This window comes from Streptomyces roseolilacinus (genome assembly GCF_014649335.1).
GTDB classification, from domain to species: Bacteria; Actinomycetota; Actinomycetes; order Streptomycetales; family Streptomycetaceae; genus Streptomyces; species Streptomyces roseolilacinus.
The window spans coordinates 595,386-620,246 of sequence record NZ_BMSV01000002.1 but is presented as its reverse complement, the minus strand read 5'-3'; the positions used below and the strand labels follow the sequence as shown (position 1 = coordinate 620,246).

Annotated in this window: 21 protein-coding genes and 1 pseudogene; 15 read left to right on the top strand and 7 right to left on the bottom strand. The window is 75.1% G+C overall.

Annotation, left to right across the window (positions count from 1 at the left end; all coding sequences use genetic code 11):
* Window positions 1–209 precede the first annotated feature (209 nt).
* Window positions 210–719 (bottom strand): GNAT family N-acetyltransferase, encoded by a 510-nt coding sequence (locus tag IE106_RS06945; protein ID WP_229840110.1) that lies wholly within the window; start codon window positions 717–719, stop codon window positions 210–212.
* Window positions 720–903: 184 nt separating this feature from the next.
* On the opposite strand from IE106_RS06945, the gene IE106_RS06940 reads away from it, so the two are divergent.
* From IE106_RS06940 to IE106_RS06925, 4 genes are all read left to right on the top strand, one after another.
* Window positions 904–1,971 (top strand): ADP-ribosylglycohydrolase family protein, encoded by a 1,068-nt coding sequence (locus IE106_RS06940; RefSeq protein ID WP_189530912.1) that lies wholly within the window; start codon window positions 904–906, stop codon window positions 1,969–1,971.
* A 64-nt stretch (window positions 1,972–2,035) separates the two neighbouring features.
* Window positions 2,036–3,475, top strand: coding sequence for a hypothetical protein (locus IE106_RS06935; protein WP_189530910.1), 1,440 nt, complete (start codon window positions 2,036–2,038; stop codon window positions 3,473–3,475).
* A 104-nt stretch (window positions 3,476–3,579) separates the two neighbouring features.
* Window positions 3,580–4,815 (top strand): sigma 54-interacting transcriptional regulator, encoded by a 1,236-nt coding sequence (locus IE106_RS06930; protein WP_189530909.1) that lies wholly within the window; start codon window positions 3,580–3,582, stop codon window positions 4,813–4,815.
* Window positions 4,816–4,880: 65 nt separating this feature from the next.
* The gene (locus IE106_RS06925) at window positions 4,881–6,185 is read left to right on the top strand and encodes a vWA domain-containing protein (RefSeq protein ID WP_189530906.1); all 1,305 of its coding nucleotides are present in this window, start codon (window positions 4,881–4,883) and stop codon (window positions 6,183–6,185) included.
* Between the two features lie 304 nt (window positions 6,186–6,489).
* Here the strand turns inward: IE106_RS06925 and IE106_RS06920 are convergent, their stop codons facing one another.
* From IE106_RS06920 to IE106_RS06905, 4 genes and pseudogenes are all read right to left on the bottom strand, one after another.
* Window positions 6,490–6,702 carry a DUF4287 domain-containing protein gene (locus IE106_RS06920; protein ID WP_189530904.1) on the bottom strand — a complete coding sequence of 71 codons (213 nt, stop codon included), beginning with the start codon at window positions 6,700–6,702 and terminating at the stop codon, window positions 6,490–6,492.
* Window positions 6,699–7,019, bottom strand: a pseudogene (locus IE106_RS06915) (DUF998 domain-containing protein); the annotation flags it as partial. The pseudogene IE106_RS06915 and the gene IE106_RS06920, both read right to left, overlap by 4 nt.
* 218 nt (window positions 7,020–7,237) lie before the next feature.
* Window positions 7,238–9,706 carry an aminopeptidase N gene (pepN, locus tag IE106_RS06910; protein WP_189530900.1) on the bottom strand — a complete coding sequence of 823 codons (2,469 nt, stop codon included), beginning with the start codon at window positions 9,704–9,706 and terminating at the stop codon, window positions 7,238–7,240.
* Between the two features lie 334 nt (window positions 9,707–10,040).
* A complete protein-coding gene (locus IE106_RS06905; RefSeq protein WP_189530899.1) occupies window positions 10,041–10,817 on the bottom strand; it encodes an aminotransferase class IV family protein in 777 nt (258 codons plus the stop codon).
* Between the two features lie 265 nt (window positions 10,818–11,082).
* Here IE106_RS06905 and IE106_RS06900 point away from each other — a divergent pair, with 265 nt between their 5' ends.
* Genes IE106_RS06900 through IE106_RS06875 form a run of 6 tightly spaced genes read left to right on the top strand, consistent with a single transcriptional unit; the run spans window position 11,083 to window position 16,286 of the window.
* A complete protein-coding gene (locus IE106_RS06900) occupies window positions 11,083–12,387 on the top strand; it encodes an ATP-binding protein (RefSeq protein WP_189530896.1) in 1,305 nt (434 codons plus the stop codon).
* Window positions 12,384–12,791, top strand: a complete 408-nt coding sequence (locus IE106_RS06895) for a roadblock/LC7 domain-containing protein (protein ID WP_189530894.1) — start codon at window positions 12,384–12,386, stop codon at window positions 12,789–12,791. Before IE106_RS06900 ends, IE106_RS06895 begins: the two co-directional genes overlap by 4 nt.
* Entirely contained in the window at window positions 12,788–13,156 is a 369-nt protein-coding gene (locus IE106_RS06890; RefSeq protein WP_189530892.1) for a DUF742 domain-containing protein, read from the top strand. Before IE106_RS06895 ends, IE106_RS06890 begins: the two co-directional genes overlap by 4 nt.
* Window positions 13,134–13,727: a GTP-binding protein gene (locus IE106_RS06885; RefSeq protein WP_189530890.1), complete on the top strand. Its 594-nt coding sequence runs from the start codon at window positions 13,134–13,136 to the stop codon at window positions 13,725–13,727. Before IE106_RS06890 ends, IE106_RS06885 begins: the two co-directional genes overlap by 23 nt.
* Window positions 13,724–14,989: a cytochrome P450 family protein gene (locus IE106_RS06880; RefSeq protein ID WP_189530888.1), complete on the top strand. Its 1,266-nt coding sequence runs from the start codon at window positions 13,724–13,726 to the stop codon at window positions 14,987–14,989. Before IE106_RS06885 ends, IE106_RS06880 begins: the two co-directional genes overlap by 4 nt.
* 7 nt (window positions 14,990–14,996) lie before the next feature.
* Complete coding sequence (locus IE106_RS06875) at window positions 14,997–16,286, top strand: cytochrome P450 family protein (protein WP_189530886.1); 1,290 nt, start codon at window positions 14,997–14,999, stop codon at window positions 16,284–16,286.
* A 189-nt stretch (window positions 16,287–16,475) separates the two neighbouring features.
* Here IE106_RS06875 and IE106_RS06870 read toward each other — a convergent pair whose 3' ends face one another.
* Together IE106_RS06870 and IE106_RS06865 are read right to left on the bottom strand one after the other, a co-directional pair.
* A complete protein-coding gene (locus tag IE106_RS06870) occupies window positions 16,476–16,859 on the bottom strand; it encodes a hypothetical protein (RefSeq protein WP_189531238.1) in 384 nt (127 codons plus the stop codon).
* A 267-nt stretch (window positions 16,860–17,126) separates the two neighbouring features.
* On the bottom strand, window positions 17,127–18,767 hold the full coding sequence (locus IE106_RS06865) for an alpha/beta hydrolase (protein WP_189530883.1): 1,641 nt from the start codon (window positions 18,765–18,767) through the stop codon (window positions 17,127–17,129).
* Between the two features lie 399 nt (window positions 18,768–19,166).
* Between IE106_RS06865 and IE106_RS06860 the strand changes: the two genes are divergently transcribed.
* The 5 genes from IE106_RS06860 to IE106_RS06840 all read left to right on the top strand — a co-directional run bounded on the left by IE106_RS06860 (window position 19,167) and on the right by IE106_RS06840 (window position 24,475).
* Entirely contained in the window at window positions 19,167–20,042 is an 876-nt protein-coding gene (locus IE106_RS06860; RefSeq protein WP_189530881.1) for a GNAT family N-acetyltransferase, read from the top strand.
* Between the two features lie 355 nt (window positions 20,043–20,397).
* Entirely contained in the window at window positions 20,398–21,675 is a 1,278-nt protein-coding gene (locus IE106_RS06855; RefSeq protein ID WP_189530879.1) for a wax ester/triacylglycerol synthase domain-containing protein, read from the top strand.
* A gap of 37 nt (window positions 21,676–21,712) precedes the next feature.
* Window positions 21,713–21,988, top strand: a complete 276-nt coding sequence (locus IE106_RS06850) for an acyl carrier protein (RefSeq protein WP_189530877.1) — start codon at window positions 21,713–21,715, stop codon at window positions 21,986–21,988.
* Window positions 21,985–23,193 (top strand): beta-ketoacyl-[acyl-carrier-protein] synthase family protein, encoded by a 1,209-nt coding sequence (locus tag IE106_RS06845; RefSeq protein WP_189530876.1) that lies wholly within the window; start codon window positions 21,985–21,987, stop codon window positions 23,191–23,193. Before IE106_RS06850 ends, IE106_RS06845 begins: the two co-directional genes overlap by 4 nt.
* 22 nt (window positions 23,194–23,215) lie before the next feature.
* Window positions 23,216–24,475: a wax ester/triacylglycerol synthase domain-containing protein gene (locus tag IE106_RS06840; RefSeq protein WP_189530874.1), complete on the top strand. Its 1,260-nt coding sequence runs from the start codon at window positions 23,216–23,218 to the stop codon at window positions 24,473–24,475.
* Window positions 24,476–24,861: the final 386 nt, after the last annotated feature.

The following is a 24,861-nucleotide window of genomic DNA, read 5'->3' as shown; positions in this document are numbered from 1 at the left end:
CGCCGGGGATCCGCCGGACCACGGTGGCAGCAGGTGGACACGCGGCCCGGGCAGCGGGTCCGCGGGGGGTGGGGGTGTCCCCCCCCGTCGTACCCGGGCGAGGCGGGAACGGCCGCCGGGGCGTTCCCACGCCGCTCATCCACGTGTCTCCCTCGTGCGGCGGCACGCGCGTCGTCGGCAGCGGCCGCCGTTCGCCGGTCGCGCGGGGCTCAGAGGTCCCTTCGCATGAGCACGCACATCGTCTCGTGGCGGCGGATCGATCCGTCGGGCCCCTCCTCGTCCCAGGCGTCCGGCGCACGGCCGTACGCGACGTAGCCCAGGCGCTCGTACAGGGCGCGGGCCCGGGGGTTGTCCTCCTCGACGGCGAGTTCCGCCCTGCGCAGCCCGCGGCCTCGGATCCGCTGTTCGGCTGCGCGTACGAGCAGCGTCCCCAGGCCGCAGGACCGCAGCGCGGGGAGCACGGCGAGCTGCCACAGGGTTCCGGCTCCCTCGGAGACCCGGTAGTCGACGCCGCCGATCGCCACCGGCAGGTCCGCCGGGGTGCACACCGCGAGGTAGTCCACCTCGCCCCGCGCGGCCCGGGCCAGTTCCCGCTCCACGTGGCGCAGGTGGGTGGCGGATCCGGACCAGGTGCACGCCGGCAGGTCCCGGGGGGACAGGTCGCGCACGCCGACCGGCAGGACGACGGTGGCGGCGGTGGGGTCGGCTTCAGCGGTCATGACCCGGAGCATGCCGACGGAGGCGACGGCACGACAACGGATTTCCCGCCCCGGCCCCGCGCGCCGGCGCCGGCCGGGCTCGCGGCGGTGCGCCGCCGCTTCCCGTGGGCGCGTCGTACTCGCTGCCGGGGGCCGGGGAGCCGAAGAGGGAACAGGGCCGCGTGGGCGCGGGTAGCCTGCGCGGATGAAGCGGATCCAGCGAGTCGCCGGCGCGGTCGTCGGCGCGGCGGTGGGGGACGCGCTGGGCGGCCCCTTCGAATTCGGTCCCCCGGGTGCGTTCTCCGCGCGGTTCCCCGTACCCGGTACCGGCGGCGAGATGGCCGGGGGCGGCGGCTGGGACCCGGGCGAGGCCACCGACGACACGCAGATGGCCGTCCTGGTCGCGGAGTCGCTGCTGGAGCGGGGCGGGCTGGACCTGCCGGACGTCTTCGCCCGTTTCCAGCGATGGGCGGCGTCCGACCCCAAGGACATCGGCCTGCAGACCGAAGAGGTCCTGACCAGCGGCATGCCCTGGGACCGCGCCGCCGCGATCCATTTCCAGGTCAGCCGGCGCGCCGCGGGAAACGGCTCCCTGATGCGCGCGTCGACCTCCGCGGTCCACTTCGCGCCCGCGGGCCGGGAGGCCACCATGGAGGCGGCCCGCCGCCTCGCCGCCCTCACCCACGGCGACCGCGCGGCCTGGGAAGGCACCGCGGTCTTCCACGAACTCGTCCGTGTCGCGCTCGAAGGCGCCGACCCCCTCACCGCGCTCCCGGACGTCCTGGACCTGGTCCACCCCGACCACCGCGGGCGCTACGCGACCGTCCTCGCACCCCACTGGCACCCCGGGCAGGCGACCGAGTTCAACGGTGCCGTCTGGCCCTGCCTAGGCTCCGCGGTCTGGGCCCTGCGCACCACCACCGGTTTCGAGCAGGCGATACGCGCGGCGATCGACCTCGGTGGTGACACGGACACCGTCGCCGCGGTGACCGGAGGACTGGCGGGGGCGTACTACGGGCTGGACGCGATCCCCGCCCGCTGGACCCGGCCGCTCCACGTTCCCCTCCCGGGATTCGGCGGGCGGGTGCTGCACCTGCCGGATCTGCTCCGCCTCGCGCACCGCCTCGGAGGGCGACCGGGGTCCGTCCGCCGGCCGGTCGGCGAGCGGGACGGGTGCGCGGCGGCGCGCGGCCGGACCGCCCGTCGTGACGGCGCCGCCCCGGGGCCCGGGACGGAAAAGGGAACTGACAGTCCGTCCCCGGGCTGCCTATGATGCCGGCGATGACGAACTTCTCCTCTCACGGATTGGGGGAATCGTCCGCGCAAGGTGAGTGCTGATGGCACATCACCCCGCGAAGACGATTCCGCCCCGCCTCTCGATGTGGCAGCGCGTACGCGAGTACGCCGTGCCACCGTCCATGATCGAGACCGCGACCGCACGGCGTGCGGTCGGTGACTGGGCGGGGGCTTGCGCCGCCGCCCGGATCGACGTCGACCTCGATCTGCGCGCCGTGCGCGACCGCCACGGCACCGACCTCGTCCACCGCCTCCGCGCGGACCTGCGCCGACTCGCGCCGGATCTGCTGCGGTGGCACATGCCCCGCATCGCCCCCGACGGGAGGCTCCGGCCCGGCCTCACCCTGTCGCTGGCCCGGTACCGGGGTCACGGCGCGCCGGCGGCGCAGCTGGTGGTGCGTACCCCGCCCGCCTGGGCGGACGCCGGGCAGCGGATGTCCCTCGCGCTGTGGGACGGTTCCGGCGGCGGCGACGCCCGGCACCACCCGCACCCGCATCCCGACCGGCGCTTCCGGCTCGACCTGCACCGGCACCTCTGGGACTCCTCCCGGAGCAGCGAACTGGCCCTGCGGTGCGGCACGCCGGGGGCCCCGCCCGGGGCACGGCCCGACCGGCCCACCGGCCACGACGGACCGTGGGCGGTGGACCGCTGGGCCGCCGAGGCGGAGCTCCTGCTGCGTGCGGAAGGACTCCCCCGGGGGGCCTTCGCCGTGCGGCTCGGTGCCCGAAGCCGCGCCGTGCTCGAACTGGTCGCGCCCGACGACAGCCATGCTCCGGCGTGCCGGGCGCTGCCCGGGCCGCGGTCCCCGCGGGGGGTCGCGGCGCTGCCGGTACTGCCGGAGGCGGCGGCCCGGGTCCTGCCCGACCTGGAGCTGCTGCGGGCCGGACTGGTCACGCCCGAGCGGTTGCACCCGCTCGTCGCCACGTCGCTGGCGGCCCGCCCCGGCGCGACGGCCGGCCCCGCGCCGGATCCCGGCACCCTCGGGTCCGAGCCCGCCGATCCGCACCGGGTGGAGTGCCGGGGCGAGGTCCACCGGATCGCCCTGAGGGACGGGGTGCTGACGGCGGTCGACCACGATCCGGCCCAGTTGCGGCGGGAGGGCCTGCTGGTGGCGCTCGGCGGGCCGCCGCTGCCCTGCCTGCGGGCCATCGACGCGGTGCACCGCGATCCGCAGGCCCTGCCCGCGGTCCGGGAGAGGCTCCGCCACGGCGACGTCACCGGGGCGCTGGACGTCGTCGAGGGGCTGCTCGGTCCCGGTGCGGTCCTGCGGGACGGACCGCTGCGGGACGCACTGGAGTCGGCGGCGCTCCGCCGCGTCGACCACGGACTGTTCCGCTCGGGGCTGGTCTCCGCGCGTCCCGCCCCCGCCGGCCGGGACGCGCAGCCGGGCCGCCGTCCCCGGATCGACCGCCGTACGCCTCCCGCCGTCCGGCGCAAGAGGGAAAACCGCGCCCGGCCCCGCACCGGGCTGACCGTCTGACCGGCCGCTTCCGCGCCTCCTCCGTGCCGTGCGCGGCGCCGTACGCCTCCACGTCCCCGGGGACGAGCCGTCCCGTCCCCCCTCCCACACACCAGGTGATGCCCATGTCCTCCCACGCCCAGCTCGCCCTCGCCGACGACCTGCTCGCCCTCCTCCGGACCACCACCACCGAGCCGCGCCCCGACGAGCAGCTCGAAGCGCTCACCCTGGCCGTCGCCGCCGACCTGCCCGTCCTGCTCTGGGGCGAGCCGGGCATCGGCAAGACCGCGGCCCTCACCCAGCTCGCCACCTCCCTCGACCTGCCGCTGACGACCGTGATCGCCAGCGTCCACGAACCGTCCGACTTCTCGGGGCTGCCCGTCGTGGGCGACGACCCGGCCGTCCAGGGGGTGCCGATGGCGCCACCGCGGTGGGCCGTGGAACTGGTGCGCGCCGGACGGGGATTGCTCTTCCTGGACGAACTCTCCACCGCCACCCCCGCCGTCCAGGCCGCGCTGCTCAGGGTCGTCCTGGAGCGGAAGGTGGGCGCGCTGCGACTCCCCGCGGGGGTACGGGTCGTGGCCGCCGCCAATCCGCGCGCGTCGGCGGCGGACGGGTGGGAGCTGAGCCCGCCGCTGGCCAACCGGTTCGTCCACCTCCACTGGCAGCACGACCGGGAGGTGGTGGTGCGGGGGCTGGGCGGCGTCTGGCCCCGGGCCCGGCTGCCCCGGCTGGCGGCGGAGGACCTCCCGGCGGCGGTCGCGTTCGCCCGGCGGGCGGTCTGCGGCTTCCTGAAGACCCGGCCGACGTTGATCCACCGGTTGCCGAGCAGCGAGACGCGGCGCGGCGGCGCCTGGCCCTCGCCCAGGAGCTGGGAGGCCGCGCTGACCCTGCTGGCCTTCGGCACGGCGGCCCGCGTCTCCCGCGACGTCCTGGCGCTGCTCGTGCGGGGTGCCGTGGGCGACGGGCCGGGGCTGGAACTCCTCGCCCACCTGGACCGGATGGACCTGCCGGACCCGGAGTCGCTGCTGGCCGACCCGGCCTCCGCCGACCTGCCCGAGCGGGGCGACCTGCGCCAGGCGGCCCTGGAGGCGGTGGTCGCCGCCGTCGGGGCGCGACCGGAGCGGGAGCGGTGGGAGGCGGGCTGGGCCGTGCTCGTCCGGGCGCTGGAGACCGGCGCCCCGGACCTGCTGGTCGCCCCGGCGTCGGCGCTGGCCGGGCTGCGACGCGATGACTGGGAGGTACCGGAGGCGGTGGAGCGGCTGACCGGGGTGATCGGCCTCGCCCGGCGGGCGGACCGGTCGGTGGGCCGGGCCACCGCGGCGGCCGGCGTCGGGAGCGCGACGGGGGCGCGGCGGTGACGGGGGTCGTGAGGCGCCCGGAAGCGCCGGTCCCCGGCGCCCGGCCGCGCCCGCTGCCGCGCCCGATGTCCCCGCCCGCGCCACCGCGCCCGGTACGGGCCGCCGTGCCGGAGGCCCCGCCCGGCCCCGGCCGGCCGAACGGCCGGACGGGGCTTCCCCTGGACCGGGAGAAGCTGCTGGCCGCCCGGCTCCACGCGGTGAGGGTCCGCCCCTACCTGGCCGACGCGCTCTTCGCCCTGCACGTGGTCGAGGACCGGTCGGTGCCGACGATGGCGGTGGACCGGCACTGGCGCTGCTACGTCTCCCCCGGCTTCGTGGCGCGCACCCCGGTGGAGGAGTTGGCGGGCGTCTGGGTGCACGAGGTCTCCCACCTGCTCCGGGACCACCACGGGCGGGGCGAGCGGTACGCGCGGCAGTACGAGGAGTACGGGCCGGGCGAGCGGCTGCGGCGGAACATCGCCGCCGACTTCGAGATCAACGACGACGTTTACGGCGACGGCCTGCCCCGGCCCCGGGGGGCGGTGCTGCCGTCGCTGCTGGGGCTGCCGGGTGACCTGCTGATGGAGGAGTACCTGCGGAGGGCCTCGATGTCCGGGCTCGCCGCGGAGTTCGCCTGGCTGGACTGCGGCAGCGGCGCCGACGGGCAGGACCGGCCGTGGGAGCTGGGCCCCGAGGGGGCGCACGGCCTGAGCAGGCAGCAGCGGGACGCCGTCCGGTTCCGGGTCGCGGAGGGGATCAGGGGCCGCCCCGGTGACGCGCCGGAAGGGTGGCGCCGCTGGGCGGACGAGGCGTTCCACGCGCCGCAGCCCTGGCGGCAGTTGCTCGGCGCGGCGGTCCGCTCGGCGGCCGGTGCGCCGGGGGTGGGAGAGGACCACAGCTACTGGCGTCCGTCCCGGCGCTCGGCCGGTGTGCCCGGGGTGGTGCTGCCGAGTCTGCGCCGCACACCGCCCCGGGTGTGCGTCGTGATCGACACCTCCGGATCGGTGAGCGACGCCGAACTGGGCAGTGCGCTGCTGGAGGTGGCGGCGATCTCACGGGCGGTGGGCGGGCGGCGCGACCTGGTCTCGGTGATCTCCTGCGACGCGGCGGCCGGAGTCGCCGTCCCGCTCTGCCGCGCCGAGAGCATCGAACTGATCGGCGGCGGGGGGACGGACCTGCGCTCCGGCTTCGCCCGGGCGCTCCGTTCCCGGCCCCGTCCGGACGTGGTCGTCGCCCTCACGGACGGGCAGACGCCGTGGCCGTCCGAGCCGCCGCCCTGCCGCGTCGTCGTCGGCCTCTTCCCCCGTCCCGGTGGTACCGCCGACGAGGCCGACCCCGACTACGTACCCGACACCCCGCCCCCCTGGGCGCGCGTCGTCACCATCGGCTGAGGGCCCGGGCCCGGTGGCGTGCCCCCGCGTCCGGTGACGGGCGACTCCGCGGCCGGGCCTCGCCGGCAGGTCGCCCCCGGGTGCCCGGTGGGCCGGCGGGTCACCGCCCGGGCCCGTCGTCGGGGGAAGCGCGTCGGGTCGGCGTCCGACACGGCAACCGGCCTTCCGCGCCGGCGGGCCGGCCGCCGAGGTGCGCGTGGGCGGTCGCCCCTCACCGGTTCGGAAGGCGGCGAGCCGACGGGGGCGGGGCGCGCGCTTCGACCACCCGCGCCGGGGGCCGAGTCCCCCGGCGCGGGTGGTCGGGCTACGCGCCGCTGCCTTCGGCGAGGGTGTGGGCGACGAGCGCGTTGGCGTGGCCGTGGCCGAGTCCGTGCTCGGTCTTGAGCCAGGTGACGAGCTCCATGTGCTTGGTCAGGGGTGCGGTGCGGATGAGGTCCTTCCACTCCGCGATCGGGCGGCCGTACTTCTTCTCGATGGAGGGGAAGTAGCTCGCGGGGCCCTTGGCCGGTGTGGTCATCTCCGTTGTCCTCTCTGCCGGTTCGTGGTCGTGACGGTAACAGCGGGGGTTGTCTGCGCCTTGAGCAGACGTGCGGTGATCGCGGCCGGCCACGGCAGGCCGAGGTCGGCGCCGATGGTGAAGGCCGCGACGGTGGGGGAGGAGCCCGCGAACCCGGCGAGGACGCCGAGGGGGACGAGGCGGGATCCGATCGCCCACCCGCGACGCCGGTGGGCGTCGAAGTGGCGGGCCGGCACGAGGAAGGCCGCGCACAGGGCGAGGTGGCCGATCATGCCGCCGAGCAGGTGGAGAGCGCCGTGCCGGCTCAGCGAGGCGGCGGGGGCGCCGGGGTCTGCGGCGGGGAAGCCACCGCCCGGGTCGGCGGTGAAAACGGCGGCGGAGGATGGGGAGACGGGTGGGTGGGGCCGGCCCGGTCACCGGGCAAGCGGCGCCCTCCCCCGCCGCACGGTGGGCGCCGGGGGATGCCGACGGCGTCCTGGACGAGCCGGACAAGGCCGTTCGCACGGCTCCGGCGACACCCGGTGCGGGACCGGTCTCACACGGCGTCGGGCTCCACGGTGCCGCGCGAGCGGAGCATGCGGCGTGTCACGTCGGCGTGCTCGGTCAGCGTCTTGCGCACGACCGGGGCCGCCGTCCCCGCCACCGCCAGTGCTTCGTCGAGGAAGCCGCCGTCGATCGCGAACCTCGGCAGCAGCCGGCCCGTGTAGACCATGGCGGGGATCATGCCTCCGCGGCCGAGGCCGGGCACGAGGTCGAGGTAGCGGCGGGTGAACGGCCTGAGCACCTCGTCCTGACCGGGACGCCAGAACGCCGCGGCCACCCGGCCCACCCAGGAGACGGGCACGGCCCGCTCGATCGCCAGCGCCTGCCAGACCGCCGCCTTCACGCGGGCGTCCGGCACGCCGGCGCGCACGCGGAGTTCCTGGAGGTGGGCGTCCGGGTCGGGATCGGCCGCCAGCAGGCGCGCCGCCTCCGCCGCGGTGTCCTCCCCCAGCTCGGCGGCGCGGGCCAGGGCGCGCCACCGCAGGTCGTAGTCGTCGTCCTCGACCGCCTCGGCGCGCAGGCGCTCCAGCGCGCCGCCCGACGCGGCGCGGGCCAGGGAGCGCAGCGCGACGCGGCGTCCCGCGGGGTGCCGGGCCCGGTCGGCGAGCCGGCGGCAGGTGGCGGCGAACTCCGCTTCCAGGGCGACTCGCCGGCCTTCCGGAGCCCACAGTTCGGCGATGTCCCCGGCGAGCGTGAGGTACGGCTCGACGGCCGCGTCGCAGGTCTCGGCCTCCAGGACGGCGCCGATGCCGCGGGCGGCCTCCGCCGCGGTGGCCTCCCCGTTGACCAGCATGTCCCAGACGGTCGCCACGGCGACGCCCCGCGACAGGGCGGTGGGCAGGTCGGCGGCGTACCGGAGCAGGGCGTCGCGGGAGGCGGCGTCCGGCCGGACGGTGGCGAAGGTCAGGTCGTCGTCGTTCACCAGGTAGAGGTCCGCGCCGGCGGGCAGGTCGACCGGCGTACGGGGGCCGCGGACCTCGACGGTGGTGCGGGCGGTGCGTTCCAGGCCGGTGGCCGTACGGCGGTAGGCGCCCACGGCCAGGACCTGCGGGCGGGGCGGGGCGCCGGACGGCCCGGTGGCGTGGAGCACCGCACCGCCGGGCCCGTGGTCGAGGGTCAGCCGGTCGGTGCCCGCGGTGTCCAGCCATCCGGTCTTCCAGGCGTCGAGGTCCCGCCCCGAGGCCCGGCCGAGCGCGTCGACGAGGTCCTGCAGGGTGGTGGTCCCCCAGGCGTGCCTGGCGAAGTAGTCGCTCATGCCCGCGCTGAAGGCCTCCTCCCCCAGGTAGGTCATGAGCTGCTGGAGGACGGAGGCGCCCTTGGGGTAGGTGATGTCGTCGAAGATGGCGGCGGCCTCGTCGACGTCGTGCACGGGCTGGCGGATCGGGTGCGTGGCGGGCCCCTGGTCGGCCAGGTACGCCTTGAGCTTGCCGCCGGCGAGGTGCCCGGCCCAGGCGTCCGTGTGGGCGGTGGCGCTGGTGGCGGCCCAGTGGCAGGCGAACTCCGCGAACGCCTCGTTGAGCCACAGGTCGTCCCACCAGCGCATGGTGACGATGTTGCCGAACCACATGTGCGCCATCTCGTGCAGCAGCACCTTGGCGAGCAGCTCCCGTTCGGCCGGGGTCGGCGCGGAGCGGCGCAGGAAGTCGTCGGACCAGGTGACGCAGCCGTAGTTCTCCATGGCCCCGCCGAACTCCGGTACGAAGACCTGGTCGTAACGGTGCTGCGGGAACGGCATGGCGAAGACGCGCGCGAAGAAGGCCAGGCCCTGGGCCGTGAGGGTGAGGATCTCGTCCGCGTCGCGCTCCAGGGCGCCGGCCAGGGACCGGCGGGTGTACAGGCCGAGGTCGTATCCGCCGGCGTTCCGGCGGATCTCGTGGAACGGGCCGGCGTTGACGACCGTGTTGTACGGGGAGAGGGGCGGGGTGTCGGGGAACGTCCAGCGGCGGGCGCCGCCGAGCGTCTCGGTGCGGGCCGTCCCCGCGTTGCTGGTGACGGTCCACCCGGCCGGGGCCGTGACGGTGAAGGCGTGCGGGGCCTTGAGGTCGGGCTGGTCGAAGCAGGCCCACACGAAGCGCGCCTCGTCCGGTTCGAAGGACGTCCAGACGTACACCTCGCCGTCGGAGGGGTCGACGGCCCGGTGCACGCCCGGGCCGTGGGTCGTGTCCGACTGGACGGTCTCCACGCGCAGCGTGTTGTGCGCGGCCAGGCCGCGCAGGGCGATGCGCCCCTCGGCCGCCGGGGGCAGGGGGACGTCGTTGAGCGTGGCGGAGAGCACCGTCGCCGCGCAGTCGACGAACGTCTCGCCGCCCGGCTCCGTACAGGAGAACGTGATGGTGGACACGCACCGTACGTCGGGGCCGTCCGGCAGGTCCGTGAAGTCGACGGACACGTCGTACCGTTCGACCTCCAGCAGCTCGGCTCGCTCCTCCGCCTCGGCACGGGTCAGACTGCGGACGCCCATCGCTCCCCCTGGTTCCCCGGCGCACCGGTGCGCCGCACGCGAAAAACCACAGCGTAGAGGGGCGCGCGCCGTACGGCCCCCGGTTTTCGGCCGGACGCGGCGGTTCGACGGCGGGCGTTCGGTCCGCCGGGGGGAGCGGCCGGCCGGTGCGGCCCCCGGTGCCGGCGCGCGGAACGGTGTCGGCACCGGCGCGTTCCCGGGGCGCTCGCCCTGCCGGTGCCCGGCCGGGCCGGGGCCGGCGACGAGCGGCCGTCCACGGCCGCGGTCGTAATGGGCGGGGCCGGCCCTGGGCTCGCGGCCGCCGTCGGCACGGACGGCCTCGCCGCCTGCGCCCCTACAACCTCTCGCCGGGGAGGGACAGGTAGGCCTCGCGCAGCCTGTCCAGGAGGGGGTGCTCGTCGGCCATGGGGGTGTCGTCGACGGCCGTCAGGGCCCGGACGCCGATGGCGGTGTTGGTGGCGAACGCGGCCTGCGCGGTCTTGGCCCGGGACAGCGTGATCGGGACGACGCGGTGCTCGACGTGCTGCCGGAGCAGGGCCATGGTCACTCCGGGCAAAACCGGGGCCTCGGGCCATACCACCCCTTCGTCGCTGATGAAGCCGACGTTCCAGGTGGTGCCCTCGCTGACGTGGCCGTCCGGCCCGACGAACAGGGCATCGTCATATCCAGCCAGTTGCGCGACGCGACGGGCGTGCAGAGCGCCGAACAGTCCACAGTGCTTGACCTGCGGCAGGTCGCGCTGGTACGGCACGCTCTTGGCGCGCAGCGGCGGGAGCGGTATCGCACCGGCCGCCCGCACGGTGACGAGGACGCCGGGCCGGCCGGCGTCCGCGGGGCGTCCGATGTCCAGGGTGGGGTCGTGGACCGTGATCCGGACGACGCACGGCCCGCTGTGCCCGTCCAGGGCCCTGGCCACTAGGTCACGTACGCGGCCGGTGTCCAGGTCGCTCCCGAAGACGGCCCGGCTGTCACGTACGAGGCGCTCCAGGTGGAGGGACAGGCCCCGGATGCGGCCGTCCTCGACGCGCACGGACGTGAAGTGCCCGTAGGACGTCAGCGCCAGGGGCAGCACGTCCTCAAGGGACGCGGGCTGTCCGTTCAGTGTCGTCATGGGGAACAGCATGTCGGACCCCAGCGTGTCCGGCCGCCCGAAACCAGTCGTTGACAAGCCAATTTCCTCACGGGTTCCTTCCCTCCCATCCGATCATTGCTGTTCACTGGTCACCGCCCGGACACCCGCCGTGACCGGCAGGGCGAAGGGGGTGCGCGCTGCGGCCACGCCGCCTGTCACCGGTACCGTCCCGCGGAGCCGGAACCAGGTCGGAGAACGGCTGTTGACGGCACGGCACATTGGACACCGCAAGTTCGAGGACCTGATGAGCTTTCTGACGCAAGACGCCGCGTTGTTACTGGCCCCGTCCGGCGGCATGGTGGCCGCGGGGGTGGCCGCCTTCCACTACCGCCGCAAAGCGGTCAGGGCCGAGCGGCGCGCCGGCGGGCTGGAGATCCGGGCGCGTGCCGCCGAGCAGCAGGTGGCGGCCCGGGACGCCGAGGCCGGGCACCTGGCCGGGATACGGCTGCCCGCTCTCGTCGACGCGCTGAACCGCGGCGGGGGCGGCACCCACCGCGACGGGGGGCTGCTCCACGCGCACCTGGCCGGCACTCCGGTCGGGAAGGCATACGCGGGGGTGTTGGAGCAGGTGTCGGCCCTGGCGACGGGGGCGTCGGAGAGGGCCGAGGGGGCTTCCCGGGCGGCGGTGCAGGCGGTCGTGCGGTCCTTCCAGGCCCTGGTGTACGAGCAGCAGACCGCCATCACCGCGCTGCTGGAGTCGCAGCACGACGAGCGGGTGCTGGAGTTCGCGATACCCATCGACCACGCGGGCAGCCAACTGGCGCGCCGGGCGCAGATCGTGGGTGTCCTGACGGGGATGTGGCCGGGGCGGCAGCGTGACGACGCCCTGCTCCTGGAGGCGGTGCGCGGCGGGATCTCGCGGATCCGTGACTACCGGCGGGTGCGGATCACCGGGGAGCGCGGCGAGTACGTCGCCGGGCGGTTCGTCGAGCCGGTGGTCCTCGCGGTGGCGGAGCTGCTGGACAACGCCGCCCGCCACAGCGAGCCGGGCACGCTGGTGGAGGTGTGGTTCGTCGAGGCGCACAACGGCATCAGCATCGTCATCGACGACGCGGGGATCGGGTTGAGTCCGGAGGAGCGCGAGCGGGCCGCGCACCTGCTGTCGGGGGCGGGCCCGGTCCGGCTGACCGAACTGCGCACCCCGCCGCGCTTCGGGTTCCTGGCCACCGGTGTGCTCGCGGCGCAGTACGGCTTCAAGGTCTCGGTCGAGCAGCAGTCCGTCCACGGCGGCGTCCGCGCGGTCCTGCACCTGCCGCGTGCGCTGCTCGCCAGGCCCCCGGCGCAGCAGCAGCCGCAGCAGCCGGCGGCCGCCCCGGCTCCGAGGGCGGACGAACCCGCCGTGGTCCCGCCGGTACCCGCCGAGCACCCGTATCCGGTGGCGGGGGACGGTCTGCCGGTGCGTCGCCGCAGAAGAGGGCCGAAACCGGACCTCTCCGCGCCACCGCCCGCCGTGCCGCCGGCCGCCGGCGCCGGCAGCGACCTCGCCGCGTTCCTGCGCGGCACCCACTCCGCCCGCCACCTCTCCGCCGACCAGGAGCCGTCCTCATGACCCCCTCGCCCAACCTCGACTGGATCCTCAACGAGCTCGTCACCACCTCCCGGGCCCGTCACGCGGTGCTGCTGTCCGCGGACGGGCTGGCGGTCGCCGCCTCCGCCGACGTCGACCGCAACCTGGCCGACACGGTGTCCGCCATCGCCTCGGGGATGCAGTCCCTCAGCCGCAGCGGCGCGCAGTTCGTCAGCGACACCCCGACGCCGTGGGAGCAGACGATGGTCAGCTACCACGACGGGTTCCTCTTCGTCCTCGCCGCCGGCGCCGGCTCCTACCTGGTGGTGTCCGCCGCCAAGGACGTGGACGTCGAGGGGCTGTCGTTCCAGATGGCCAAGACCATCGACCGCCTCGGCTCCGGTCTCGGTGTCGCGCCGCGCGAGCCGCAGACCGGCGTCGGATGAGCGCGGCGCGACCGTCAGGCGACGACCGGCTGGTGCGGGCCTACGTGGTCACCTCCGGCCGGTGGTCACCGAGCCGCAACACCCTCGACCACATCACCCTCATCAGCCTGACCGCCTCCGCCGCCCACCTCCGCCACACCCACCTCAACCCCGAACAGCGGTCGATCCTCGCCGCCCTGGCCGGCGGGGCGCAGTCGGTGGCCGAGCTCGCCGCGCTGCTGAGCCTCCCGGTGAGCGTGGCCCGCATCCTGCTGGCCGACCTGCTGGAGAGCGGCCACATCATCACCCAGCAGCGCATCACCCAGACCGCCACCCCCGACCGAACTCTGCTGGAGGCCGTCCTTGCCGGGCTTCAACAACTCTGACACGCCGGTGCTGCGCGGCGACGAGCGCACCGTGAAGATCCTGATCTGCGGGCACCTCGGCGCCGGCAAGACCACGCTGGTCAACACGCTGTCGCAGATCGCGCCGGTCAGCACCGAAGAGGTCATGACGAGCGCCTCGACGGCCGTGGACCGGCTCGACCTGCCCCACAAGCGCACGACCACGGTGGCGATGGACTTCGGCCGGCTGTCCCTGACCGACGACCTGGTGCTGTACCTGTTCGGCGCGCCCGGCCAGGAACGTTTCTTTCCCATCCTGCGGGACCTCGCCACCGGTGCGCTGGGCGCGCTCGTCCTGGTCGACACCCGCCGCCTGGCCGACACCTACCCGATCCTCCAGCTCGTCGAGGACCTCGATCTGGCCTACACCGTCGCGATCAACACCTTCGACGGCGCCCCCGACCATCCCGACGGGCGGCTGCGCGAGGTCATGGACCTCGCGCCCGACACGCCGCTGGTCAAGTGCGACGCCCGCGAGTGGGCCGGTTCCCGCGACGCGCTGATCGCCCTCGTCCGCCACCTGCTCACCCGTACCCCGGAGCCCGCCCGATGACCTCGCACCCCTCCCCCGGCGTCCAGCAGTGCCCGGCCCACGCACCGGTTCCTCCGCCCACGGGGCCGCTGCCGATCCACGGTCCGGCCTTCAGCGCCGATCCGCACGCCACCTACCGGCGGCTGCGCGAGCAGGGCCCGATCGCGCCGGTGGAGATCTCGCCCGGCGTGTACGGGTACCTGACCGTCACCTACCGCGCGGCGCTGCACCTGCTGCTGAACACCCCGGCCCGCTTCGCGAAGAACCCGACGGAGCACTGGGAGGCCCTGCGCCTGGGCCAGGTACCGGCCGACAGCCCGGCGCGGATGATGATGCAGCCGCGCGACAACGCCTTGTGGAAGGACGGCGAGGAGCACGCCCGGCTGCGGCGCGCGATCACCTCCGCCCTGGGCCGTGTCGACACCTTCGCGCTGGCCGCCTCGGTCGCCCGCATCGCCGACGGACTCGTCGACTCCTTCGCCGCGACGGGGCACGCCGACCTGGTGGCCCAGTACGCCGACCCGCTGCCCATGCTGACCATGACCAGCATGTTCGGCTGCCCGCCCGAGCTGGGGAAGCGGATCGTCATCGCGGTCACGCGGTTGTTCGACACCGATTCCGACGCCCTGCAGGCCAACGCGGAGCTCGAGGCGGCCTGCCTGGAGCTGACCCGCCTCAAGCGGGCGAGGCCGGGCCGGGACGTCACCAGCGACCTGATCGCCGCGGAGCTGAGCGACGCGGAGATGATCCAGACGATCGTGCTGCTCATCGGCGCCGGGTCCACCCCGTCCAGCAATCTGATCATGAACGCGCTGCGGTTGATCATCTCCGATCCGAGGTTCGCCGGCAGCGTCCACGCCGGCGTCAAGCCGCTGGCCGACGCCCTCGACGAAGTCCTGTGGGACATCCCGCCCGTCTCCAACTACTCCCCCCTCTACGCGGTCGGCGAGCAGACCTACGAGGGGGTGCGGCTGCAGACGGGCTACCCGATCCTCGTCAGCTTCGCCGCCGCCAACGGCGACCCCGCCCTCACCCCGGGTGCGCGGGCGGGCAACCGCGGTCACCTGGCGTTCTCCGCCGGGGTGCACGCCTGCCCCGCCCCCGACCTGGCCCGGATCATCTCCGAGACCGCCCTGGAACGCGCCGTCGACCGGCTCGCCGGACTCGAACTCGCCGTGGACCCGCGCGAGCTCGCCCCCCGGCCCGGCACGTTCCACGCCGGTCTGACCGCGCTTCCCGTCCGTTTCCAGCCCGACAACCGGCTCGCCCCCACGAAAAGGTGACCACTTCATGAACGCGCAGTCCTCCGCCACCGCCCCCGGCTGCCCCTACCGCCTGGACGGCACCGGCTCCGACATCCACGGCGAGGCCGCCGCGCTGCGCGCGCTCGGCCCCGCCACCCGCGCCCTGCTCCCCGGCGACATCCCCGTCTGGTCGGTCACCGACCCCGGCCTCATCCGCCGCCTGCTGGCCTCCCCCGACGTCTCCAAGGACGCCTACCAGCACTGGCCCGCCTACGTCGCCAAGGAGATCCCCGAGACCTGGCCGCTGCGGATCTGGGTCGACGTCCGCAACGCCCTGTCCGCCTACGGCACCGAGCACCGCCGGCTGCGCCGCCCCCTGGCCAACGCGTTCGCCACCCGCCGCGTGCGGGCGCTGGAGCCGCGGATCGAGGAGATCACCCGCGCCCTCCTGGACGAGCTGCAGACCGCCGGCCCCGACGAGGTGGTGGACCTGCGCGAGAGGTTCGCCTGGCGGCTGCCGCTGCTGGTGGTCAACGTGCTCCTGGGCGTGCCCGACGATCTGCACGACGACTTCCGCGACGCGGTCGGGCAGCTGTTCGTCACCGACGCCACCCCCCAGGCGGCCGCCGCGGCCACCGCGCGCGTCTACGAGCTGATCGGGCGGCTCGTCGACCGCAAGCGCGAGGCCCCCGGTGACGACGTGACCAGCACCCTCGTCGCCGCGAACGCGCTGGGTGAGATCAGCGACCAGGAGCTCGCCGACAGCTTCGTCCTCCTCATCGGCGCCGGGCACGAGACCACCGTCAACCTCCTCGACCACGCCGTGGCCAACCTGCTCACCCACCCCGACCAGCTCCACCGGGCCACCCACGGCCACACCGCCTGGGAGCAGGTCATCGACGAGGCGCTGCGCCTGGAGGCGCCCATCGCGACGATCATCATGCGCTTCGCGGTGCGCGACATCACCGACCAGCCCACCGGCATCACCTTCGCCAAGGGGGACGCCCTCGTCATCAACTACGCCGCCGCCGGCCGCGACCCCCACGTGCACGGGCCGGACGCCGACCGCTTCGACACCGGCCGCACCACCGCGCACGAGCACCTGGCCTTCGGCCACGGCGCCCACATGTGCCTGGGGGCCGAACTCGCCCGCATCGAGGCACGCATCGCGCTCGCCGGCCTGTTCGCCCGGTTCCCCGCCATGCGGCTCGCGGTCGACCCCGACCAGCTCCAGCCGCTGCCCAGCCTGATCTCCAACGGCCACCGGCACCTGCCGGTCGTCCTCGGCCCGGCCGCCACCCCGGCCACCGCGGCGTCCGGGAGCACCGGCGCCTGACCGTGCCGTCCCCGCCCCACTGCCCCGCGGCACGCCGCGGGGCAGTGGTCCTCGGGCGCACCGCGGCAGCCGTCGCCGCCTCGCCCCCCCTGTCCGGGGCCACCGCCGCCGGCCACCCGGACCGGCGCGGGGGGGAACCGCGCCGTCCGCCGCGGGCGCCCCGTCCGGTGCCCGCGCCCACGCCGCCCGTCACCCGACCGGGCCGTCGGGCCGTCGACGAGCCGGTGGCGCGCTGTCGCCGCCGAACTGCCCGTCCAGGTGGTCGATCAACCCGGTCTCGCTGCGCTCCATACGTTCCCGCTGGTCACGGGGGAGCGACGCCAGAGCGTCGACGAGGACCCGCTCCCGGGGGACGTGCACCATCGAACCGGAGTAGATCCGGCAACCGGAACACCAGGCGAGCCCGACGCACCGTTCGAACATCGGGGACTCGGGCGGGTGGAAGCGGTACTGGTACGAGCGGACGGGCGTCCCGCAGCTCGCGCAGACCCGCCGGTCCCCGTCGGGGATCGTCTCCCAGGACCCGACCTTGAGCCACCGCTGCCGCCGGTCGGACCCTCTTCGAACCGTCATGCCGGCATCCTTCCTCATGACGCCCTCCCGGCACGTCGACCGGCCGTGCCGGGGCCCGTGCGCCCGCGCCACCGGCCGCCGGCCCCGGCCTCCTCCGGCCGGCCGCGGGACGCCGCCGCGGGACCTGACGAACCGTTTCCCCGACTCCGGCTCCGGCTCCGGCTCCGGCTCCGACTCCGGTGATGCACGAGGGGGCGGGCCCCCTTCCTCCCGGAGGTCCCGCCCCCTCGTCGACCCGTCATGCGGCACGGGTCCGTGCGGCCGGGCTCAGAAGCGGCCCGGGGCGCGCTCCGGGAGCGGGGAGCCGGGGAGCACGTCCCGCTTCCGGTTCTTCCGCGCCTCCGCGTTGGAACCGGCCGTCGCCTTGCAGATCACGTCCTTCACCGGGAGCCTGCCGGTGAGCAGGTAGCCGGTGACCGCGCCGTCCGTGCACGCGTTGCCGTTGGGGTAGACGCCGTGGCCCTCGCCGCCGAGGACGGTGACCATCCTCGAGCGCTTCAGGACGGCGTGCAGGGCCTGGGCGCTGGGCAGGGGCGTCTGCGAGTCCCACTCGTTCTGGACGACCAGGGAGCCGACCTTGTTGTCCACCTTGGTGGCCGGTTCCACGGACCTGTCCCAGAACGCGCAGGGCTTGATGCCGGACGCGAAGTCGCCGTAGAGCGGGTACCGGGCCTTGTCCGCGATGGCGTCCCGCCGGTAGCTCTCGGGGTCGCGGGACCAGGCGGCCGAGTTGTCGCCGCACACCACGGCCCAGAAGCTCGCCGTCATGTTGTCGGACGGCACTTCGGCGGCGTCGGCGGCGTCCGCCTCCCCGGTCCCCCCGGATCCGGTGAACGCCTCGAGCCCCTTCGCGGAGGCGGGCTTACCGGCCGCGGCCTTCTTCAGCTCCGCCATCCCCTCGCTGGCGAACTCGGGGCTGAAGACCGCCTGGCGCATACCGCTCCGGATGTCGTCACCGGTGATCGGCTGCCCCTCGAACTCGATGGGCCTCTCGTCGGCCCGCGCGACCAGGTCCCAGAAGGTCCGGTCGACCTCCTTCGGGGTGTCTCCGAGGTCGTACTTCTCCGAACGCCCGGCGGCCCACTCGGTCCACCGGTCGAACGCGGGCTCGGCGCCCTCCGCCCACCACTGGATCATCCCTCGCCAGGCACGCGCCGGGTCGACCGCGCTGTCCAGTACGAACCGGTCGGCCCGGCCCGGGAAGAGCTGGGTGTAGACGGCGCCCAGGTAGGTGCCGTACGAGTAACCCACGTACGAGATCCTCTTCTCGCCGAGGATCGCCCGGAGCAGGTCCATGTCGCGCGCGGTGTTGCGCGTGGTGATGTGCGGGAGCGTGTCGCCCGCCTTCTCCCTGCACTTGTCCGCGACGCCGCGGGCCCAGGCGACGTCCTTGCCGAAGGTGTCCTTCTTGTACGGCCTCAGCCAGTCCTCCTCCTCCGGCGTCAGGCCGCAGGTGACCGGGCTGCTCCGTCCCACACCGCGCGGGTCGAAGCCGATGAGGTCGTACTTCTGCCGTGCGGACTCGGGGAGGTTCTCCTGCATCCCCAGCGGCATGTAGAGCCCCTGACCCCCGGGCCCGCCGGGGTTGGAGAGCAGGACACCGCGCCGCTTGTCGGGCGCGGTGCTCTTGATCCGGGATATGGCCAACTCGATCCGGTCGCCCCCGGGAGCCCGGTAGTCCAGCGGGACCTCGATCGTGGCGCACTCGAACTCCGCCGGGGTGTCGGCGCCGCACCGCTTCCACTGCGGCCTCTGCTTCGCGTACCGGTCCAGCACGCCCTCGGCGGCGGACGGGGAGGCGGCGGAGGTGGCGGCCGGAGCGGCGGTGGCCGTGGGGATGGCGAGCGCGGGTGCCAGCGTTGCCGTGACACTCACGGCCAACAGGGGCGCGAGACGTCGTCTGCGCACGATATCGATCCTTCCGGTCGCGTGTTCGGACAGGAAAGATCTTTCAGGACCCGCCCACCCGTCCGGATCCCTCGCTGGGCTGCATCTCCCCTCCCCCCGGGGAATGACGCAACAACCTTGGCTAATCCTGGAGTTGTAGGGGAAGGACCCGTACTCACCCCGGTCCGTACCGCCGGACCGGCCGGTCTCGCCCCACCTGCCGCGACACCACGAAGCCCACCCGAACCGGGGACGCCTCACCATGACGAGCCGGCGCCCGGCCGCAGGACCCCCGCACCCGCCACCGGACACGGACGACCCCGGCGTGATCACCCCTGCTCGGGCCCGCGTGTGCGGCATGGCGACGAACCGTCTTCGGGTACCGGCCCCCGGAACCGAGTGCCTGAGGGATCATGGAGCATGCGCCCGGATGCCTGGCACCTCACCGAAGACCTCGACGACTTCCTCGCCCGGGCCGGAGACTTCCTCCGCTCGCGCCCCGTCCTGCACAACACGCCGCTCACCGTGACGGAGAAGTGGCGGACCCGTCCGGGGGCGTTCGTCCCCGGAACCGTCCTCTTCGGCCTGCTGGAGTCGGAAGGCGACGTCCAGGCGGTCTTCTACCGTCCGCCGACCCGCCGGCTGACCCTCACCCCGCTCTCCCCCGAACGCGCCGACGCCCTCGCCGCCCGCCTGACCGGCCTGGGTCACGTCCTCTCCGGCGTCACCGCGGACCACGACACCGCCACCGCGTTCGCCGACGCCTGGCAGCGGCGCACCGGCGCGGCACCCACCCTCCGCGTCGGGATGCACCTGTACCGCCTCGACACGCTCACCCCGCCGGAGCCGCGCCCGGCGGGCCGCGGCCGGGCCGTGGGCGAGCAGGACCACGAGCACCTCATGCGCTGGTGCCGTGAACTCGCCGCGGACCTCGGGGAGACCGTCACCATCGACGCCGACTCCTGGGCCGGCACCCGCTTCGCCGAGAAGCGGTACACCTTCTGGGAGACCCCGGACGGCACCGCCGTCTCCATGGCGGGCGTGAACCCGCAGGTCGCCGGGATGGTCCGGGTGGACCCCGTCTACACCCCGGCCCCCCTCCGCGGCCGCGGCTACGCCGCCGCGGTGACCGCCGAGGTGAGCCGGGCCGCGCTCGCCGCGGGCGCCACGGAGGTCGTGCTGTACACGGACGCGTCCAACCGCACCAGCAACGCCCTCTACCAGCGCCTCGGGTACCGCCGGGTCGCCGACTGGGCCCCGTACGACTTCGCGTACGCCGAACCGGAAGCCGGATAGGAACCGGGAGCACGACCGGCACGGCCGACGCCATACCGTCACCGTCACCGTCACCAGGGCGCCGTCGCCGGTGCGGGAGGGGTACTCGACCGCGAAGCCGGCGGCCCGGGTGGGCCCCCGGCCGACGGCGCGTGCGGCGGGCGGGCCCGGTCCGCGGGCCGCATCCCGCCGCGGCGGGCCGGAGCCGGGAGAGGGGCCACCCCCGGTAGGGCTCGCTCGCACCGCAGAGCCGGGAGTCGGCGTCGACGCCGATCGTGCAACCGCGACCCGGCCGGGGGTGTTTACTCTACGAATGTGATTCGTGACCCTGCGTGTAAGGTGTCCTCGTTACCAAGAAGGGTGGGCGACCTGTCGCATGAGACTGTCCTGTGCCGACGAGATACTGTTGCTCAACGGGTGCCCGGGCGTGATCGGCCTGGCGGCGGTCTTCTCCGGTGAGCAGCCCGACGTGGAGCGGGTACGGGCGCGCGTCGCCGAGCGGTGGGCCGGCCTGGAGCGGATGAGCTGTGTGCTCGACCGTGCGTCGGGGGACGCCGGGGCGGGGCGTCGGGGGCTGTTCGGGCGGCGCGGAGACGTGCGGTGGGTCGTGCCGGGGCCGTTCGACCCCGCCGCGCATGTCACCGTCGCCCGGAGCAAGTTGGACGACCTGTGGGCGGAGAGCGTGGACCGGCCGCTGGACGGCGGGATCCCGCCCTGGCGGCTCCTCGTGGTTCCGGACGCGGCACGCGGCGGCGGTTTCGCCCTGGCGCTCGTGGCCCAGCACGCGCTGCTCGACGGACGTTCCCTGGCGACGCTGATGTGCTCGCTGACGGACACGCCCCCGGCGGCGAGGGGGTCCGCGCGGTCGGCGCCGCTCGCGCGTGCCGGGCTGCGCGCGGTGGCCGGGGAGCTCAGGACGATGACGACCGCCGGGCAGGCCCTTCCCCTGCACTCGCCCGGGGAGGCACGCCCCTCGGTCGTGGTGTGTGAACTGCCCGCGCACACGGTCCGGTCCGCCCGCCGGCACCCCGCCGACGGCCGCGGCGCCACACTGAACGAGCTGCTGGTGGGTGCGGTGGCCGGGGCGCTGCGGGCCGGGTACGGGCCGGTGCGGGAGTGGCGGCAGCGGGAGGAGCCCGTGTACACGGCCGTGCCGTGCGACCTGCGCGCCCGGGCGGATCGGAGGGACCTCGGCAACACGCTCACGGCGGTCCGGGTCCCGCTGCCCGTCGACGTGGAGGGCCCCGTGGCGCGACTGCGGGCGTGCCAGGCCGCGATGGCCACCGTCCCCGAGCGGGCCGCCGTCCACGCCGGTGTGCTGTTCCCCGCCGCGGAAGCGGCTCGGCGGACGGGGCCGTGGGTGATCAGGCTCCTGACCGGCCGCGGTCGCCGCTCGTGCTTCGCGGCGACCACGACCACCGCCATGAAGTGGCCCGGCGGGGCGAGCACCTTCGAGGAGGGCCGGCTCGTGCGCACGGTGGGGCTGCCGCCCTTGCGGCACCCGGGTACCGCCGGCTTCGCCCTGGCCCAGGCGGGGGACGCGTTCACGCTCACCGTGGTGGGAAACGTGCGCCCGGACGACGCGAGGCGGCTCGCCGACGCGGTCGTCACGGAGTTCGAGACATGGGCTCGGACGGCGGCACCGTCCGTGTGAGCCGGACCTGACGGCACCAGGAAATGGAGACAGCTGCATGGATGTGGAACACGGCGACGTATGGGAAGCGCTGCGCCCGCTCTGCGCGCGGGTGATGTCGGTGCCGCCGGAGGCCGTCGTGCCGCGGGCCCGGCTGGTCGCCGACCTGGGAGCCGACAGCCTGGACATCACCGAACTGGAAGCGGCGTCGGAGGAGTTGTTCGGGGTCTCCCTCAGAGGCACCGACAAGGGCGGGGTGTCCACCGTGGGTGACGTCGCCGACCTCATCGTGCGGCTGTGCGCCCGCGAGGCCCGCGGCCCCCTCGTCCGATGAGCCGCCGACCCGCCGTCGCCGTCACGGGGCTGGGCGTCCGCTGTGCCGCCGGGGCGACTCCGGCGGCGCTGTGGGAGAGCCTCGTCGAGTGCCGTCCGGCGACCTCGCTGCACGCTTTCGACGACGAGGGCACCGTCGTGGGCCCGGCGTCCGCCATGACCGGCTTCGACCCGACCGGCTACCTCTCGCCCAAGGAGGTACGGCGCACCGACCGGTCGGTGCAGATGGCGGTGTGCGCCGCCGCGGACGCCGTGGAGGACGCCGGAGGAATCCATGTCCCGCCCGGGCGGCGGGCGGTGGTCACCGGCACCGGCTACGGCGGGGTGACCAGCCAGGAGAACGGCATCGGGCATCCCGACGTGCTCTACGCTCCCCGGCTGATGCACAACGCGGGGGCGTACTGGATCAGCGCCGGGCTCCGTGTCACCGGCCCCAGTCTGACGATCTCCACCGCATGCGCCTCCGGCACGCACGCGGTGGGTGAGGCGATGCAGATGATCCGGGCGGGGTGCGCCGACGTCGTGGTGGCGGGAGGACACGAAAGTCCCCTGACCCCCACGACGGCGCTGGCCTTCGGGCGGGCCGGCGCGATGGTCACCGAGTGCGAGGATCCCGCCGCCGCGTCACGGCCGTTCGACGTCGGGCGGCGCGGATTCGTCCTCGCCGAAGGGGCCGCGTTCCTGGTGCTGGAGCGACTGGACCTCGCCCGGGCGCGGGGCGCCCGGATCCACGCCGTGCTGACCGGATACGGGCGCAACTCCGACGCCCACCACCTCACCGCGCCGCATCCCGACGGCGCAGGTGCCCGGGCGTGCATGGAGCAGGCGCTCGCGGACGCCGGTACGACGGCCGGCGCCGTCACCCACGTCAACGCGCACGGCACCGGCACCGAGCTGAACGACCTCGCGGAAGCACGGGCCATCGCCGCCCTGTTCGGGCCCGCCGCGGTGCCGGTCACCGCCCCCAAGTCGGTGACCGGGCACGGGCTGGGGGCGGCGGGAGCCCTGGAAGCCGTGATCACGGCCCTGTCCGTACGGGAAGGGCTCGCACCGCCGACCGCGTCGCTCACCCGGCTGGACCCCCGGTGCGCCATCGACGTGGTCACCGCTGGACCACGCAAGATCTCGGACGGGCCGGTGGTCAGCAACAGCTTCGCCTTCGGCGGACACAACGCCTGTCTCGTGTTCGACTCACCCCACGCCTGAACGCCGAAGGAGACCGCGGAGCATGAGGCTGACGGCCGTCGAGGAGGGGCACCTCCGCAACGGGCTGCCGGGGACGATCGGCATCGCCGCGGTGTTCTCCGGCGGTCCGTTCGACCTGGTGCGGGTACGGTCCCGCGTCCGTGACCGGTGGGGCGCACTGGACCGGATGAGGCTGCTCATCGAGCCGCCCACCGGGCCCGCGGCGCTGTCCGGCCACCGGTGGGCGGCGGACCGGTCGTTCGATCCCGCCGCCCACGTCACCGCCACGGACCAGGAGCCGGAAGCCCTGCTCGCCGACGGCACGGCTCACCCGCTGCCGCCCGGACGGCCTCCGTGGCGGCTGTTGGTCACGCCGCACGCCCTCGTGCTGCTCGCCCATCACGCGCTGCTGGACGGCCGGTCCCTGGAGACCCTCTTCCGGCTGCTGATGGACGACGCCGTACCGCCGCGCCCTCCCGGGCCGGCTTCGGCGCACCCGCCCGCGGCGGCGCGGCTGCGTCCACGCGTCCGTCCCGGCGGCGTCGGCAGGGAGTTGCGCCGCGTCACCGCCCCCGGCCGGCGCCTCCCGGCGGTTCCCCCCGGTGAAGCGCGGCCGTCGGTGGCCGTGGTCGAGCTCGACCCGCAGGTGATGCGTGCCGCTCGCCGCCAGCCGGCCGGCGGGCGCGGGGCGACGCTCAACGAACTGCTGCTGAGCACGTACGCCGGCGCCCTCCGCGCCTGCTACGGCCCCCTGCGCTCCTGGCCCGCGGGACCGGCCCCCCTCTACGCCACCGTGCCGGTCGACCTGCGCACCCGCGCCGACGCCCGGCGGCTCGGCAACGCCGTGACCGCGCTGCGCGTCCCGCTGCCCGTCGACGTCGAGTCCCCGGTCGCCCGCCTGCAGGCGTGCCAGGACCTGGTCGCGGCGTTCCCCCACCGCGGCGACGCCCACCGCGCGATCCTTCCCGCGCTTCGGGCCGTCGCCCGTACCGTGCCGTGGTTGGCCGGGGTGACGGCCAGGAGCCTGGCCCGTCCCGAGGTCACCACGAGCCTGTGCACCGCCTTCAAGTGGCGGGACAACCCCAGCCGCTTCCTCGGCCGCCCCCTGTCACGCGTCGTCCCGCTGCCGCAGCTCTCCCCGCCGGGCACGGCGAACCTCTGTCTCGTCCACACCGCCGACGCCTACACGCTCACCGTCGTCAGCCACCTGCGCGCGGGGGACGCCGCGATGCTCGGTGAGGCCGTGGCCCAGGACATGAAGGCGGTCGCGGCGTCCGGTGCGCCCGCCGCGCGGGCCGGTTAGCCCCGTTCGCGCCGCCCCGCGGACAGGGTGACGGCCCACCCGCTCTCCGAGCACCTCCCGGCGTGCCCGATCCGGTCGGCGTCCTTCTGGCGCGCCCGGACGCGCGGTCCGCCGTGGGCCCCATGCGGCGGCCCTGCGCGGCGTCGGCGTCCGCACCGACGCCGTGTCCGGACGCGGCTGGTCACCCGATCGAGTCGAGTTGCCGTGGGGAGGGGCGCTGGACCGCGGTTTCGTGAACCGGTCTTGCTTTCCTTGTCCTCAGCAACAGGACCTGCGGACCGCCGCCCCGCGGCCGGCCCGCGACGATCGCTTCCGGGCGAGCCCCTCACCCCCCCACCTGCCTCCCCTGTGAGTGAGCCGATGGACGCATACGACGCACTACCGTT

Coding starts and splice junctions, on each gene's coding strand:
- IE106_RS06890 (WP_189530892.1), top strand. CDS start 12,788: ATGAGCGCGGCGCGACCGTCAGGCGACGACCGGCTGGTGCGGGCCTAC.
- IE106_RS06930 (WP_189530909.1), top strand. CDS start 3,580: ATGTCCTCCCACGCCCAGCTCGCCCTCGCCGACGACCTGCTCGCCCTC.
- IE106_RS06850 (WP_189530877.1), top strand. CDS start 21,713: ATGGATGTGGAACACGGCGACGTATGGGAAGCGCTGCGCCCGCTCTGC.
- IE106_RS06870 (WP_189531238.1), bottom strand. CDS start 16,859: ATGACGGTTCGAAGAGGGTCCGACCGGCGGCAGCGGTGGCTCAAGGTC.
- IE106_RS06855 (WP_189530879.1), top strand. CDS start 20,398: ATGAGACTGTCCTGTGCCGACGAGATACTGTTGCTCAACGGGTGCCCG.
- IE106_RS06935 (WP_189530910.1), top strand. CDS start 2,036: ATGGCACATCACCCCGCGAAGACGATTCCGCCCCGCCTCTCGATGTGG.
- pepN (WP_189530900.1), bottom strand. CDS start 9,706: ATGGGCGTCCGCAGTCTGACCCGTGCCGAGGCGGAGGAGCGAGCCGAG.
- IE106_RS06925 (WP_189530906.1), top strand. CDS start 4,881: ATGTCCCCGCCCGCGCCACCGCGCCCGGTACGGGCCGCCGTGCCGGAG.
- IE106_RS06940 (WP_189530912.1), top strand. CDS start 904: ATGAAGCGGATCCAGCGAGTCGCCGGCGCGGTCGTCGGCGCGGCGGTG.
- IE106_RS06905 (WP_189530899.1), bottom strand. CDS start 10,817: ATGACGACACTGAACGGACAGCCCGCGTCCCTTGAGGACGTGCTGCCC.
- IE106_RS06845 (WP_189530876.1), top strand. CDS start 21,985: ATGAGCCGCCGACCCGCCGTCGCCGTCACGGGGCTGGGCGTCCGCTGT.
- IE106_RS06920 (WP_189530904.1), bottom strand. CDS start 6,702: ATGACCACACCGGCCAAGGGCCCCGCGAGCTACTTCCCCTCCATCGAG.
- IE106_RS06840 (WP_189530874.1), top strand. CDS start 23,216: ATGAGGCTGACGGCCGTCGAGGAGGGGCACCTCCGCAACGGGCTGCCG.
- IE106_RS06880 (WP_189530888.1), top strand. CDS start 13,724: ATGACCTCGCACCCCTCCCCCGGCGTCCAGCAGTGCCCGGCCCACGCA.
- IE106_RS06875 (WP_189530886.1), top strand. CDS start 14,997: ATGAACGCGCAGTCCTCCGCCACCGCCCCCGGCTGCCCCTACCGCCTG.
- IE106_RS06895 (WP_189530894.1), top strand. CDS start 12,384: ATGACCCCCTCGCCCAACCTCGACTGGATCCTCAACGAGCTCGTCACC.
- IE106_RS06945 (WP_229840110.1), bottom strand. CDS start 719: ATGACCGCTGAAGCCGACCCCACCGCCGCCACCGTCGTCCTGCCGGTC.
- IE106_RS06860 (WP_189530881.1), top strand. CDS start 19,167: ATGCGCCCGGATGCCTGGCACCTCACCGAAGACCTCGACGACTTCCTC.
- IE106_RS06900 (WP_189530896.1), top strand. CDS start 11,083: ATGAGCTTTCTGACGCAAGACGCCGCGTTGTTACTGGCCCCGTCCGGC.